This window comes from Enterobacter sp. EC_64 (genome assembly GCF_019584165.1).
Taxonomy (GTDB): Bacteria; Pseudomonadota; Gammaproteobacteria; order Enterobacterales; family Enterobacteriaceae; genus Enterobacter; species Enterobacter roggenkampii.
This window is the reverse complement of the sequence record NZ_VDAS01000053.1, coordinates 1-13,334: the sequence shown is the minus strand read 5'-3', so window position 1 is coordinate 13,334 and position 13,334 is coordinate 1. Positions and strand designations below refer to the sequence as shown.

The following is a 13,334-nucleotide window of genomic DNA, read 5'->3' as shown; positions in this document are numbered from 1 at the left end:
TTACGCACCACCCCGTCAGTAGCTGAACAGGAGGGACAGCTGATAGAAACAGAAGCCACTGGAGCACCTCAAAAACACCATCATACACTAAATCAGTAAGTTGGCAGCATCACCCTTCTGCCGGGCTAATAACCTGGTCCCGAGCATGAGCCGGCGTGGCAACTGCTGGGATAATGCGGTGGCCGAATCGTTCTTCAGTTCACTGAAAAAAGAGCGCATCAGGAAGAGAATATACAAAACCCGGGATCTAGCCCGGGCGGATATCTTCGATTACATTGAAGTGTTCTACAACCGGGCCCGGCGCCACAGTCACCTCGGCGGCGTCAGTCCGGAGGCCTTCGAACAGGCCTCGTCGTGAGGACAGAATTTGTCTACGGGCGTGGGGTCAGTCCAATCAACGGCTCGGAAGTGTCTAGATTATCCGTGGCGATTCAATTATTCTAAAGTTTTCGACCGCTATACACTCTTATCATTCTTTGTTAATCGTTTATTAAGATAATAAATATAAGGACGAAACCATGAACGATGTCATTCGTGACTTTTTCAAAATGGAATCAGCTGGTGGTATTCTTCTCGTGATTGCCGCGGCAATTGCGATGACCATTGCTAACTCACCGCTGGGCGAAACTTATCAATCTGTACTGCATACTTATGTATTTGGTATGTCAGTTTCTCACTGGATTAATGACGGCCTAATGGCTGTTTTCTTCTTACTCATTGGCCTTGAAGTTAAGCGAGAGCTGCTTGAAGGTGCGTTAAAATCAAAAGAAACCGCAATTTTCCCTGCGATTGCAGCGGTTGGCGGTATATTAACTCCTGCTCTTATTTACGTAGCCTTTAATGCCAACGATCCTGAGGCGATTTCTGGTTGGGCAATTCCAGCGGCGACAGATATCGCTTTTGCTTTAGGTATCATGGCGTTATTAGGTAAGCGTGTACCAGTAAGCCTAAAAGTGTTCTTGCTGGCGGTTGCTATCATCGATGATTTAGGTGTAGTTGTTATTATCGCGCTATTTTACACCGGTGACCTGTCGACCATGGCGTTGCTTGTTGGCTTCATCATGACTGGTGTCCTATTCATGTTGAATGCGAAGGAAGTAACAAAACTTACGCCATACATGATCGTCGGTGCGATCTTATGGTTCGCGGTGCTTAAATCTGGTGTTCACGCAACATTGGCAGGTGTAGTGATTGGTTTTGCTATCCCACTAAAGGGAAAGCAGGGCGAACATTCTCCACTTAAACATATGGAGCACGCGCTTCACCCATACGTGGCATTTGGTATTCTGCCTCTATTCGCATTTGCCAATGCGGGGATTTCGTTAGAAGGCGTATCGATGTCAGGTCTAACTTCAATGCTGCCACTCGGTATTGCTTTGGGTCTACTGGTTGGTAAGCCTCTAGGTATCTTTACCTTTAGCTGGGCAGCGGTAAAAATGGGCGTTGCTAAGTTACCTGAAGGCGTTAACTTCAAGCATATCTTTGCGGTATCTGTGTTGTGTGGTATTGGCTTTACAATGTCTATCTTCATTTCCTCTTTAGCGTTCGGAAATGTAAGTCCTGAATTTGATACCTATGCTCGACTCGGTATCTTAATGGGTTCTACGACAGCAGCATTACTTGGCTATGCCTTACTGCACTTTTCTTTGCCTAAGAAAGCGCAAGCGTAAGATAAAAATGAGCTATTTTGTAAAGCCTCCCAATCGGGATAACACCGATCAGTTAAGGCATTGATCAGTTGAACGATCCTACGGATGGTTAACAATACCCTCAGTACACTAATTGCTGAGGGTATTTTTGGCACTGTTGCAAATAGTCGGTGGTGATAAACTTATCATCCCCTTTTGCTGATGGAGCTGCACATGAACCCATTCAAAGGCCGGCATTTTCAGCGTGACATCATTCTGTGGGCCGTACGCTGGTACTGCAAATACGGCATCAGTTACCGTGAGCTGCAGGAGATGCTGGCTGAACGCGGAGTGAATGTCGATCACTCCACGATTTACCGCTGGGTTCAGCGTTATGCGCCTGAAATGGAAAAACGGCTGCGCTGGTACTGGCGTAACCCTTCCGATCTTTGCCCGTGGCACATGGATGAAACCTACGTGAAGGTCAATGGCCGCTGGGCGTATCTGTACCGGGCCGTCGACAGCCGGGGCCGCACTGTCGATTTTTATCTCTCCTCCCGTCGTAACAGCAAAGCTGCATACCGGTTTCTGGGTAAAATCCTCAACAACGTGAAGAAGTGGCAGATCCCGCGATTCATCAACACGGATAAAGCGCCCGCCTATGGTCGCGCGCTTGCTCTGCTCAAACGCGAAGGCCGGTGCCCGTCTGACGTTGAACACCGACAGATTAAGTACCGGAACAACGTGATTGAATGCGATCATGGCAAACTGAAACGGATAATCGGCGCCACGCTGGGATTTAAATCCATGAAGACGGCTTACGCCACCATCAAAGGTATTGAGGTGATGCGTGCACTACGCAAAGGCCAGGCCTCAGCATTTTATTATGGTGATCCCCTGGGCGAAATGCGCCTGGTAAGCAGAGTTTTTGAAATGTAAGGCCTTTGAATAAGACAAAAGGCTGCCTCATCGCTAACTTTGCAACAGTGCCCTGCCTAATGTTTTCCAGGTCATCATCGCCCAGCGTGTAGAACTTCAGTAGCGACAGTTCGTCCGTGGGCAGATCGAACAGCGCTGCTCGCTGCCGTTCGGTGAAAATATGGCGTCGTGACATACAAATTCGTCCCTTTTGAAGTATAGTCTGTTTTGGACAACAGCCAGCCCATATAAATCAGGGCGTTCCGATACAAAAATCCAGGAGGGTTCAATTGGGACATCGTGCCGCCATTTACTGCCGGGTTTCAACAGCGGATCAGTCTTGTGAACGCCAGGAATTTGATCTGCGAGCCTTCGCCGGCCGTGCCGGCTACGACGTGGTGGGAATATTTAAGGAAACAGGTTCAGGAACTAAACTCGACCGGGCCGAGCGAAAGAAAGTCCTGGCGCTTGCCCAGTCCAGACAAATTGATGCAATCCTGGTCACTGAGCTTTCCCGGTGGGGGCGCTCGACGCTCGATCTGCTCAATACGCTACGTGAACTGGAGAACTGGAAGGTTTCCGTGATAGCCATGAATGGAATGGCGTTCGATCTTTCGTCGCCGTATGGACGAATGCTGGCGACGTTTCTTTCCGGCATTGCGGAGTTTGAGCGGGATCTCATCAGCGAGCGGGTCAAGTCAGGCCTTGCTGTTGCGAAGGCACGTGGTAAGAGGCTTGGTCGTCAGGCCGGAGTGCGACCAAAATCAGACCGACTTTTGCCTAAGGTGGTTGCGATGAGGGCCGAGGGACGCAGCTATCGCTGGATCGCACGCGAGCTCGGTATCAGCAAGAATACCGTCGCTGACATCGTGCAACGACACAGAGCTAACGCTTAGGGTGTCATTTCGCCCTCAGCCGGAACCGACCCCATCCATGACTTACTACGCGCGCTGATACTGCCAATTCAGGCCGATTACTTGCTGGCCGTTGGCACGGAGGGCCAGGACGCGCGCCCGGACATGAACGAGCGCGAGTTCTTCTTCACAAAAATCATCTGGGCGATGGATTACACGCACATGAAATCACTCAGGCTTGCAGCTGAAGATTTTCCCCTGGCGCTTGCGACGGCCAAGATCCTGCCGTGGCCGTGGGGTGAATCAAGCTACCGGAGTGCTTTAGCCGATATAGGCAGCGCTAAGGGCAATCCGTGGGTACAGGATATTAACCACCGCGTTACTTTGTGGTTGCCCTGGCGGATAGGCTTTGTACGAGGAGGGAATCATTCTATTGCCAGCGGCGTTCTGGCCGGTGAGGGTGAGGTAATACCCGATACGGTTTATGATATGCGGTATTTGCTCGATATTGTCAGCACTGACGGGTATTACTGGTACATGAGCGGGAAGATCTGCGAGAGAGTCAGTGACTACCGTACAGCCGCCTTTTTTGAAATAGGCCGCCTGCTTACACTGTGATTCCTTCAAAATATCTCAACGAAATTTCCCGACACCTGTTTAAGCTATCTTGCTGATATTTCTGTTTTTCGATTTTTGCCGGCGCGATGCCGGCGACGTTGGCCAGCTGGGGGTCGTTTGCGGGAGAGGGCGAAATCCTACGCTAAGGCTTTGGCCAACGATATTCTCCGGTAAGATTGATGTGTTCCCAGGGGATAGGAGAAGTCGCTTGATATCTAGTATGACGTCTGTCGCACCTGCTTGATCGCGGCCGCGATAGCTAGATCGCGTTGCTCCTCTTCTCCATCCGCGTTCCAAGCTGCGGAAAGGCACCCATAAGCGTACGCCTGGTCGAGCAGGCGACGCGGATCGACGTCCAGCGCACGAGAGAATGCGTCCGCCATCTGTGCAATGCGTCTAGGATCGAGACAAAGGTCGTCTCTGTCAGCCGGATCGTAGAACATATTGGCGGCGCCAAAGCCCACTTCACCGACCAGACCGACGGGATCTATCACCAGCCAGCCGCGACTGGAGAACATGATGTTTTCATGATGCAGATCGCCATGTAGCCCACGCAGTTCCGAGGCATTGCTCATCATTTGATCGGCTATAATCGCCGCGTGGACGTAGTCAGTTTGACAACCTGCGTTTTGATCATCGCGCGCCCGCTGAAACAAAGCTGCAAAGCGATCCCGGATCGGGAGAAGGGCAGAAGGCAGGGGTTCCTCAGATGCGGCATACAGCTTCGCCATTAGTTCCGCTGCAATTTCGGTCGCCTGGTAGTCGCCGTGCTCGGCAACGATGTGAGAGAGCATTCGCTCCCCGGCATATTCGAGCAACATCAGATTGTTCTCACGACCGAGCAACCGGACTGCTCCCCTCCCATTGCGCCATACCAGATAGTCGGCCCCGCGCAGTTCATCAGCAATGTCTTCTATAGGTTTCAATCCCTTGACGATTGCAGGAGTCCCGTCTGGCAATGAAACTTTCCAAACGAGGCTGGAAAAGGTGTCCGCAATGAGAACAGGTTGCGAAACGTGCCAATGAGCAGGAAAAACAGGCGGCATGAACATCAACCCCAAGTCAGAGGGTCCAATCGCAGATAGAAGGCAAGGCGTTCGCGGTCGGGGGCTTCGATCCCCAATACATTGAATAGGACAGCGAAGGCGCGCTCTGCTTCATCTGGCGCTGCCCAGTTCTCTTCGGCGTTAGCAATCATGAGTGCCAAATCGGCATAGCGATCTGCTGTTCCGAGCCGCCCAAGGTCGATCAGACCCGTGCATTGAAGAGTTTTAGGGTCCACCATGAAGTTCGGCATGCAGGGATCACCATGGCAAACAACCATATCGTCGCTATCAATCGCGGAAAAAGGCGTAGTGCGCGAAGCGAACGAAGCTTTTTGCCGTCGATTGCATAGCTTTGTTAACCCTTTTTCCAAATTTGATAGCAATAGTTAATGTTTGAAGTAAAGTGTTGCTCAAAAACAACTTCGAAGGTATTTGGAATACTCGGGAAGAAAACATCCCCCTCTGGCTCGATGTCGATCGTCGATAAGTGGAGCGTAGAGGCCATGGGTAATGTTTCTCGGTAAATTTCTCCGCCACCAGACACTATAACGTGACCGGTGAATTCAGCTAGCCTGTCCATGGCCTCTTCGATTGACTGAAATACAACTACATTGTCATCATTTGATGTCCAACCTGAGCGGGTAACGACCGCGTATTTCCTATTGGGGAGTGCGCCCATAGATTCAAACGTCTTGCGACCCACCAGAAGCCACTGATTGTAGGTCAATGCTTTAAAAAGTAGCTGCTCCCCTTTCGCGGACCAGGGTATGTCTGGACCGCAACCAATCACGCCGTTTTTCGCTTTCGCAGCTATCAATGATACTTTCAAGGTTCTCATCCTGGGTTAACGGTGCGCTCTTGGTCGAGCCGCACCGGTAGCTCTCGTTCGACACGAGCCAAAAGATCGAGCTGCGGCGTACTCTTGTCCTCGTCCGGTAAGAAGTCGGGATTGACGGCATTGCGGGACACCACATCAACGGCGCGTCCGAACATTCGCGACAGCCTGCGCTCAAACGGACATTGATCAACCGATAGGCTGTGAACAGCGCCAAGTTGCTGCCCCATTGACGGCCACGCTTTGAGCAAATCCGCTCCAGACAGATCAGCCGCCGGTACTCCCGGAATTGCCGTTATCACCAAGCATGCACCCTCCTGTTCCTCCTGCCAGTTGATGACCTCGGGGCAAGCCACACCTCGACCTTTGAGCCAAATGAGGCGGTCACGCTCTCCAGCGAGCTCACCGCGGCGGGAAGCAGGTGCGATTTTCGCGAAGGCATGCCCGTCACCACGTCGAAAAACAAAATCACCAGATTCTCCGCCTCTGACAGGCAACCAGTCAGAATGCGATTCACCAAAAAAAATATTAGTTCGATTCAATGGAGGTTCCTTCAGTTTTCTGATGAAGCGCGAATATAGAGAAATATCCCGAATGTGCAGTTAACGAATTCTTGCGGTTTCTTTCAGCGCCGCCAATACCGCCAGCCCGTCGCGCAAGGGGCGCGGCTCGTGTGTGCGGATGAAGTCAGCTCCACCTGCGGCGGCGGCAAGCTCTGCAGCGAGTGTCGCGGCCCCGACATCCCCCGGACCACGGCCTGTGAGCGCGCGCAGAAAGGATTTGCGCGAAACAGACAGAAGCACCGGCAAATCGAAGCGCAGCCGCAATTCATCGAACCGCGCCAGCACCGAGAGCGAGGTTTCGGGAGCAGCCCCCAGAAAAAACCCCATGCCGGGATCAAGGACAAGGCGGTTGCGTTTGATACCGGCACCCGTCAGCGCCGCGATGCGCGCGTCAAAGAACGCCGCAATGTGATCCATGATGTCGCCAGCGGGTGCCTCGCGCCGATCTGCCTGCCCGTCTTGCACCGAATGCATAACGACGAGTTTGGCAGATGATTTCGCCAATTGCGGATAGAACGCAGCGTCTGGAAAACCGCGAATATCATTGAGATAGGCCACACCACGCGACAAGGCATAGGCTTGCGTCGCGGGTTGATAACTGTCGAGCGAGACGGGAATGCCATCTGCCTTGAGCGCGTCCAGCACCGGCGCGATACGCGCGATTTCTGTGTCGGACGAAACAGGCGCGGCGTCGGGATTGCTGGATGCCGGACCGAGGTCGATCACATCTGCCCCCTCGGCCATCAGCTTACGCGCCTGCGCAATGGCTGCGTCTGGCGCCAGATACCGGCCTCCATCGGAGAAACTGTCCGAGGTTATGTTGACGATGCCGAAAATGATGAGCGATTTATTCATGGGGGCTTCTATAATAATAATAATCGAGCATGAGTCTCATACGGATGCTCGGGTCGAAAGGGAATCCCCAGGCGAGTAACCTGTTTGCGGTGATCCGTTTCATGATGATGTATCTGTAGCATTTTGGAAATAAATATATCATCTCTCAATAAGTAGATATATTTATCTTTTTTGCTTCTTTGGTGCTGCAAGTCACCAATACGAGGGAAACCTGTTACGGAGCGGTTTAACCGTAATCAACAGTGACTGGTGTCATGTTCGGAAGATTAATTGATAGTGGGGAGCCCGCAGAATTCGGAAAAAATCGTACGCTAAGGTTTTCCGGGCATCCGTAAGGGCCGAAACTTCCCGTCTTCCAGTCTGCGGCTCTGCCGCCAGACGTAATCGCCGGTTAGGTTGATGTGCTCCCAGCCCAGCGGCGACAGGAATTGCAGCAGCTCGCCGTCCACCGGCTTGCCGGCCTCGACCAACCCCTGGGTGGCGCGTTCCAGGTACACCGTGTTCCACAGCACGATAGCCGCCGTCACCAGGTTGAGGCCGCTGGCCCGGTAGCGCTGCTGCTCGAAGCTCCGATCCCTGATTTCCCCAAGGCGGTTGAAGAACACCGCCCTGGCCAGCGAGTTGCGCGCCTCACCTTTGTTCAGGCCGGCATGCACGCGGCGGCGCAGTTCAACACTTTGCAGCCAGTCCAGGATGAACAGCGTGCGCTCGATCCGGCCCAGCTCGCGCAGGGCCACGGCCAGTCCGTTCTGGCGCGGGTAGCTGCCGAGCTTGCGCAGCATCAGCGAGGCGGTGACGGTGCCCTGCTTGATCGAGCTGGCCAGGCGCAGGATGTCGTCCCAGTGGGCACGCACGTGCTTGATGTTCAGGGTGCCGCCGATCAGCGGGCGCAACGTCGGGTAGGCTTGCACGCCCTGCGGCACGTACAGCTTGGTTTCGCCGAGGTCGCGGATGCGCGGCGCGAAGCGGAAGCCTAGCAGGTGCATCAGGGCAAAGACGTGATCGGTGAAGCCGGCCGTGTCGGTGTAGTGCTCCTCGATCCGCAGGTCGGACTCGTGGTACAGCAGGCCGTCGAGCACATAGGTGGAATCGCGGACGCCGACATTCACCACGCGGGTGCTGAACGGCGCGTACTGGTCGGAGATATGGGTATAGAACAGCCGTCCCGGCTCGCTACCGTACTTCGGGTTGACGTGCCCGGTGCTCTCGCCCCGGCCACCCGCGCGGAAGCGCTGGCCATCGGAGGATGAGGTCGTGCCGTCGCCCCAGTGGGCGGCAAAGGCGTGGCGATACTGGTGGTTGACCAGCTCGGCCAAGGCCGCCGAATAGGTTTCGTCGCGGATGTGCCAGGCTTGCAGCCAGGACAGCTTGGCGTAGGTCAGGCCGGGGCTCGACTCGGCCATCTTGGTCAGCCCGAGGTTGATCGCATCACCGAGGATTGCGGACAGCAGCAACGTCCTGTCTTTGGCCTCGGCCCCGTCCTTCAAGTGGGTGAAGTGGCGGCTGAAGCCCGTCCAGTCGTCCACGTCCATCAGCAGTTCGGTGATCTTGATGCGCGGCAGTAACTGGCTGGTTTGGTCGATCAGCGCCTGCGCCCGATCCGGCACCGCCGCATCCAGCGGGGTGATTTTCAGCCCTGACTCGGTGAGGATGGCATCGGGCAGCTCGTTGTCCTTGGCCAGGCGGGTGACGGTGGCCAACTGCTCGTCCAGCAGCTGCAAACGCTCTTCCAGGTACTGGTCGCTGTTCGGGTTGATCGCCAGGGGCAGGGCCTGCTCGCGCTTGAGTGCGGCGAACTTCTCGGCCGGCAGCAGGTAGTCGTCGAAGTCGCGGAACTGCCGCGAGCCCTTGACCCAGATGTCGCCGGAGCGCAGGGCGTTCTTCAGCTCGGACAGGGCGCAGATTTCGTAGAATTTCCGGTCGAGGCCTTCCGGGGTGATCACCAGCGGCTTCCAGCGCGGCTTGATGAAGGCCGTGGGTGCATCGGCCGGCACCTTGCGCAGGTTGTCGGCGTTCATCTCACGCAGGGTCTGCACGGCTGCCAGCACGCCTTGCGCGGCCGGCCCGTGCTGTTCCCCAACTTTTCGCTCGGCGAAGAGTATGAACATGCGCCGCCGGCGACGAATCGCCAAATCTCACCGTATCTCCCGAGCGGACGATTTCGCACCGGTCTGCCCGTCGAAGGGCTTGCGATCGAACGGGGCGACCTTTTCTATGCATGTCCGCGAGCCAGCGTCTTTTATGGCACGGCGCTCGACGCCGACCTTCGGACGCGCGGCGTAAGCACGCTTGTCATGGCCGGGATAAGCACCACCGGCGTTGTTCTTTCAAGCGTCGCCTGGGCTAGTGATGCGGACTACGACGTGCGTTTGGTCCAGGACTGCTGCTACGACCCGGATCGGGATGCCCACGAAGCTCTGTTGCGTTCCGGGTTCGGCGGACGTGTACAGGTCGTGTAATTTTCGGGCCTCGCATGATCGCGGCCATAGCCGCAGGTGGATTGGTGCGAGGCAGGGCCAGTCCAAGTCAGGGTGCGGTCATCGCGGCGCCTGCAACTCTCAAAAACCCATCGCCGTAGCGGAGGTCTTGTAATCGCATGTCATTACGCACGCCCGATTTATTGTTCACAGCGATAGCACCTGCCATTTGGGGCAGCACCTACATTGTCACCACCCAATACCTGCCGAACTTCTCACCGATGACGGTCGCGATGCTGCGGGCGTTGCCGGCGGGTTTATTGCTCGTGATGATCGTCCGACAGATTCCAACGGGAATCTGGTGGATGCGCATCTTCATCCTCGGCGCACTTAATATTTCGCTATTCTGGAGCTTGTTGTTTATTTCGGTCTACCGCCTGCCGGGCGGGGTCGCGGCGACGGTAGGCGCTGTGCAGCCGCTGATGGTCGTGTTCATCTCTGCCGCTCTGCTAGGTAGCCCGATACGATTGATGGCGGTCCTGGGGGCTATTTGCGGAACTGCGGGCGTGGCGCTGTTGGTGTTGACACCAAACGCAGCGCTAGATCCTGTCGGCGTCGCAGCGGGCCTGGCGGGGGCGGTTTCCATGGCGTTCGGAACCGTGCTGACCCGCAAGTGGCAACCTCCCGTGCCTCTGCTCACCTTTACCGCCTGGCAACTGGCGGCCGGAGGACTTCTGCTCGTTCCAGTAGCTTTAGTGTTTGATCCGCCAATCCCGATGCCTACAGGAACCAATGTTCTCGGCCTGGCGTGGCTCGGCCTGATCGGAGCGGGTTTAACCTACTTCCTTTGGTTCCGGGGGATCTCGCGACTCGAACCTACAGTTGTTTCCTTACTGGGCTTTCTCAGCCCGGGGACCGCCGTGTTGCTAGGATGGTTGTTCTTGGATCAGACGCTGAGTGCGCTTCAAATCATCGGCGTCCTGCTCGTGATCGGGAGTATCTGGCTGGGCCAACGTTCCAACCGCACTCCTAGGGCGCGTATAGCTTGCCGGAAGTCGCCTTGACCCGCATGGCATAGGCCTATCGTTTCCACGATCAGCGATCGGCTCGTTGCCCTGCGCCGCTCCAAAGCCCGCGACGCAGCGCCGGCAGGCAGAGCAAGTAGAGGGCAGCGCCTGCAATCCATGCCCACCCGTTCCACGTTGTTATAGAAGCCGCATAGATCGCCGTGAAGAGGAGGGGTCCGACGATCGAGGTCAGGCTGGTGAGCGCCGCCAGTGAGCCTTGCAGCTGCCCCTGACGTTCCTCATCCACCTGCCTGGACAACATTGCTTGCAGCGCCGGCATTCCGATGCCACCCGAAGCAAGCAGGACCATGATCGGGAACGCCATCCATCCCCGTGTCGCGAAGGCAAGCAGGATGTAGCCTGTGCCGTCGGCAATCATTCCGAGCATGAGTGCCCGCCTTTCGCCGAGCCGGGCGGCTACAGGGCCGGTGATCATTGCCTGGGCGAGTGAATGCAGAATGCCAAATGCGGCAAGCGAAATGCCGATCGTGGTCGCGTCCCAGTGAAAGCGATCCTCGCCGAAAATGACCCAAAGCGCGGCCGGCACCTGTCCGACAAGTTGCATGATGAAGAAGACCGCCATCAGGGCGGCGACGACGGTCATGCCCCGGGCCCACCGGAACGAAGCGAGCGGGTTGAGAGCCTCCCGGCGTAACGGCCGGCGTTCGCCTTTGTGCGACTCCGGCAAAAGGAAACAGCCCGTCAGGAAATTGAGGCCGTTCAAGGCTGCCGCGGCGAAGAACGGAGCGTGGGGGGAGAAACCGCCCATCAGCCCACCGAGCACAGGTCCCGCGACCATCCCGAACCCGAAACAGGCGCTCATGAAGCCGAAGTGCCGCGCGCGCTCATCGCCATCAGTGATATCGGCAATATAAGCGCCGGCTACCGCCCCAGTCGCCCCGGTGATGCCGGCCACGATCCGCCCGATATAGAGAACCCAAAGGAAAGGCGCCGTCGCCATGATGGCGTAGTCGACAGCAGCGCCGGCCAGCGAGACGAGCAAGACCGGCCGCCGCCCGAAACGATCCGACAGCGCGCCCAGCACAGGTGCGCAGGCAAATTGCATCAACGCATACAGCGCCAGCAGAATGCCATAGTGGGCGGTGACGTCGTTCGAGTGAACCAGATCGCGCAGGAGGCCCGGCAGCACCGGCATAATCAGGCCGATGCCGACAGCGTCGAGCGCGACAGTGCTCAGAATTACGATCAGGGGTCTGTTGGGTTTCACGTCTGGCCTCCGGACCAGCCTCCGCTGGTCCGATTGAACGCGCGGATTCTTTATCACTGATAAGTTGGTGGACATATTATGTTTATCAGTGATAAAGTGTCAAGCATGACAAAGTTGCAGCCGAATACAGTGATCCGTGCCGCCCTGGACCTGTTGAACGAGGTCGGCGTAGACGGTCTGACGACACGCAAACTGGCGGAACGGTTGGGGGTTCAGCAGCCGGCGCTTTACTGGCACTTCAGGAACAAGCGGGCGCTGCTCGACGCACTGGCCGAAGCCATGCTGGCGGAGAATCATACGCATTCGGTGCCGAGAGCCGACGACGACTGGCGCTCATTTCTGATCGGGAATGCCCGCAGCTTCAGGCAGGCGCTGCTCGCCTACCGCGATGGCGCGCGCATCCATGCCGGCACGCGACCGGGCGCACCGCAGATGGAAACGGCCGACGCGCAGCTTCGCTTCCTCTGCGAGGCGGGTTTTTCGGCCGGGGACGCCGTCAATGCGCTGATGACAATCAGCTACTTCACTGTTGGGGCCGTGCTTGAGGAGCAGGCCGGCGACAGCGATGCCGGCGAGCGCGGCGGCACCGTTGAACAGGCTCCGCTCTCGCCGCTGTTGCGGGCCGCGATAGACGCCTTCGACGAAGCCGGTCCGGACGCAGCGTTCGAGCAGGGACTCGCGGTGATTGTCGATGGATTGGCGAAAAGGAGGCTCGTTGTCAGGAACGTTGAAGGACCGAGAAAGGGTGACGATTGATCAGGACCGCTGCCGGAGCGCAACCGGGGTCTGACGCTCAGTGGAACGAAAACTCACGTTAAGGGATTTTGGTCATGAGATTATCAAAAAGGATCTTCACCTAGATCCTTTTAAATTAAAAATGAAGTTTTAAATCAATCTAAAGTATATATGAGTAAACTTGGTCTGACAGTTACCAATGCTTAATCAGTGAGGCACCTATCTCAGCGATCTGTCTATTTCGTTCATCCATAGTTGCCTGACTCCCCGTCGTGTAGATAACTACGATACGGGAGGGCTTACCATCTGGCCCCAGTGCTGCAATGATACCGCGAGACCCACGCTCACCGGCTCCAGATTTATCAGCAATAAACCAGCCAGCCGGAAGGGCCGAGCGCAGAAGTGGTCCTGCAACTTTATCCGCCTCCATCCAGTCTATTAATTGTTGCCGGGAAGCTAGGGAAGGTGCGAACAAGTCCCTGATATGAGATCATGTTTGTCATCTGGAGCCATGGAACAGGGTTCATCATGAGTCATCAACTTACCTTCGCCGACAGTGAATTCAGCAGT

At 56.0% G+C, this 13,334-nt stretch carries 12 protein-coding genes and 6 pseudogenes; 8 read left to right on the top strand and 10 right to left on the bottom strand.

Annotated features, from left to right (window positions below):
- Window positions 1-59 (bottom strand): IS1 family transposase (locus tag FHC52_RS23110; protein WP_097491765.1); only part of this gene is annotated, 59 nt, incomplete at its 3' end.
- Between the two features lie 56 nt (window positions 60-115).
- On the opposite strand from FHC52_RS23110, the pseudogene FHC52_RS22080 reads away from it, so the two are divergent.
- The 3 genes and pseudogenes from FHC52_RS22080 to FHC52_RS22070 all read left to right on the top strand — a co-directional run.
- A pseudogene (locus tag FHC52_RS22080) lies at window positions 116-358 on the top strand (IS3 family transposase); the annotation flags it as partial.
- Window positions 359-518: 160 nt separating this feature from the next.
- Complete coding sequence (gene nhaA / locus FHC52_RS22075; RefSeq protein ID WP_001000602.1) at window positions 519-1,670, top strand: Na+/H+ antiporter NhaA; 1,152 nt, start codon at window positions 519-521, stop codon at window positions 1,668-1,670.
- Window positions 1,671-1,862: 192 nt separating this feature from the next.
- Window positions 1,863-2,567, top strand: a complete 705-nt coding sequence (locus FHC52_RS22070; RefSeq protein ID WP_001067855.1) for an IS6-like element IS26 family transposase — start codon at window positions 1,863-1,865, stop codon at window positions 2,565-2,567.
- Between the two features lie 58 nt (window positions 2,568-2,625).
- On the opposite strand, the pseudogene FHC52_RS23105 reads toward FHC52_RS22070, so the two are convergent.
- Window positions 2,626-2,742, bottom strand: a pseudogene (locus tag FHC52_RS23105) (DUF4158 domain-containing protein); the annotation flags it as partial.
- Between the two features lie 94 nt (window positions 2,743-2,836).
- Between FHC52_RS23105 and FHC52_RS22065 the strand changes: the two are divergent.
- Together FHC52_RS22065 and FHC52_RS22985 are read left to right on the top strand one after the other, a co-directional pair.
- Window positions 2,837-3,442, top strand: coding sequence for a recombinase family protein (locus tag FHC52_RS22065; protein ID WP_000509966.1), 606 nt, complete (start codon window positions 2,837-2,839; stop codon window positions 3,440-3,442).
- A 6-nt stretch (window positions 3,443-3,448) separates the two neighbouring features.
- Window positions 3,449-4,018 (top strand): DUF6710 family protein, encoded by a 570-nt coding sequence (locus FHC52_RS22985; RefSeq protein ID WP_061676272.1) that lies wholly within the window; start codon window positions 3,449-3,451, stop codon window positions 4,016-4,018.
- 215 nt (window positions 4,019-4,233) lie between these two features.
- Here the strand turns inward: FHC52_RS22985 and FHC52_RS22050 are convergent, their stop codons facing one another.
- The 6 genes and pseudogenes from FHC52_RS22050 to FHC52_RS22025 all read right to left on the bottom strand — a co-directional run.
- Window positions 4,234-5,070, bottom strand: coding sequence for an aminoglycoside O-phosphotransferase APH(6)-Id (locus FHC52_RS22050; RefSeq protein WP_000480968.1), 837 nt, complete (start codon window positions 5,068-5,070; stop codon window positions 4,234-4,236).
- A pseudogene (locus FHC52_RS22045) lies at window positions 5,070-5,345 on the bottom strand (aminoglycoside phosphotransferase APH(3')); the annotation flags it as partial. The pseudogene FHC52_RS22045 and the gene FHC52_RS22050, both read right to left, overlap by 1 nt.
- A 74-nt stretch (window positions 5,346-5,419) precedes the next feature.
- The gene (dfrA14, locus tag FHC52_RS22040; RefSeq protein WP_021529707.1) at window positions 5,420-5,893 is read right to left on the bottom strand and encodes a trimethoprim-resistant dihydrofolate reductase DfrA14; all 474 of its coding nucleotides are present in this window, start codon (window positions 5,891-5,893) and stop codon (window positions 5,420-5,422) included.
- Window positions 5,894-5,913: 20 nt separating this feature from the next.
- Window positions 5,914-6,441: pseudogene (locus tag FHC52_RS22035) on the bottom strand (phosphotransferase); the annotation flags it as partial.
- Between the two features lie 60 nt (window positions 6,442-6,501).
- Window positions 6,502-7,317 (bottom strand): sulfonamide-resistant dihydropteroate synthase Sul2, encoded by an 816-nt coding sequence (gene sul2 / locus FHC52_RS22030; RefSeq protein WP_001043260.1) that lies wholly within the window; start codon window positions 7,315-7,317, stop codon window positions 6,502-6,504.
- Window positions 7,318-7,628: 311 nt separating this feature from the next.
- Window positions 7,629-9,380, bottom strand: a pseudogene (locus tag FHC52_RS22025) (Tn3-like element TnAs1 family transposase); the annotation flags it as partial.
- 3 nt (window positions 9,381-9,383) lie between these two features.
- Between FHC52_RS22025 and FHC52_RS22020 the strand changes: the two are divergent.
- Together FHC52_RS22020 and FHC52_RS22015 are read left to right on the top strand one after the other, a co-directional pair.
- On the top strand, window positions 9,384-9,776 hold the full coding sequence (locus FHC52_RS22020; RefSeq protein WP_001351729.1) for a cysteine hydrolase family protein: 393 nt from the start codon (window positions 9,384-9,386) through the stop codon (window positions 9,774-9,776).
- A 137-nt stretch (window positions 9,777-9,913) separates the two neighbouring features.
- Entirely contained in the window at window positions 9,914-10,798 is an 885-nt protein-coding gene (locus tag FHC52_RS22015) for a DMT family transporter (RefSeq protein WP_000058717.1), read from the top strand.
- A 31-nt stretch (window positions 10,799-10,829) separates the two neighbouring features.
- On the opposite strand, the gene tet(A) is transcribed toward FHC52_RS22015, so the two are convergent.
- Window positions 10,830-12,029, bottom strand: a complete 1,200-nt coding sequence (tet(A), locus tag FHC52_RS22010) for a tetracycline efflux MFS transporter Tet(A) (protein ID WP_000804064.1) — start codon at window positions 12,027-12,029, stop codon at window positions 10,830-10,832.
- A gap of 105 nt (window positions 12,030-12,134) precedes the next feature.
- Between tet(A) and tetR(A) the strand changes: the two genes are divergently transcribed.
- Window positions 12,135-12,785, top strand: coding sequence for a tetracycline resistance transcriptional repressor TetR(A) (gene tetR(A), locus FHC52_RS22005; protein ID WP_000164043.1), 651 nt, complete (start codon window positions 12,135-12,137; stop codon window positions 12,783-12,785).
- 172 nt (window positions 12,786-12,957) lie between these two features.
- Here the strand turns inward: tetR(A) and FHC52_RS22000 are convergent.
- Window positions 12,958-13,227 (bottom strand): annotated as a pseudogene (locus tag FHC52_RS22000) (serine hydrolase); the annotation flags it as partial.
- Window positions 13,228-13,334 lie beyond the last annotated feature (107 nt).

Bases quoted from the DNA above. Each gene is read 5' to 3' on its own strand.
- nhaA (WP_001000602.1), top strand. From the start codon at position 519: ATGAACGATGTCATTCGTGACTTTTTCAAAATGGAATCAGCTGGTGGT.
- FHC52_RS22050 (WP_000480968.1), bottom strand. From the start codon at position 5,070: ATGTTCATGCCGCCTGTTTTTCCTGCTCATTGGCACGTTTCGCAACCT.
- sul2 (WP_001043260.1), bottom strand. From the start codon at position 7,317: ATGAATAAATCGCTCATCATTTTCGGCATCGTCAACATAACCTCGGAC.
- FHC52_RS22070 (WP_001067855.1), top strand. From the start codon at position 1,863: ATGAACCCATTCAAAGGCCGGCATTTTCAGCGTGACATCATTCTGTGG.
- FHC52_RS22015 (WP_000058717.1), top strand. From the start codon at position 9,914: ATGTCATTACGCACGCCCGATTTATTGTTCACAGCGATAGCACCTGCC.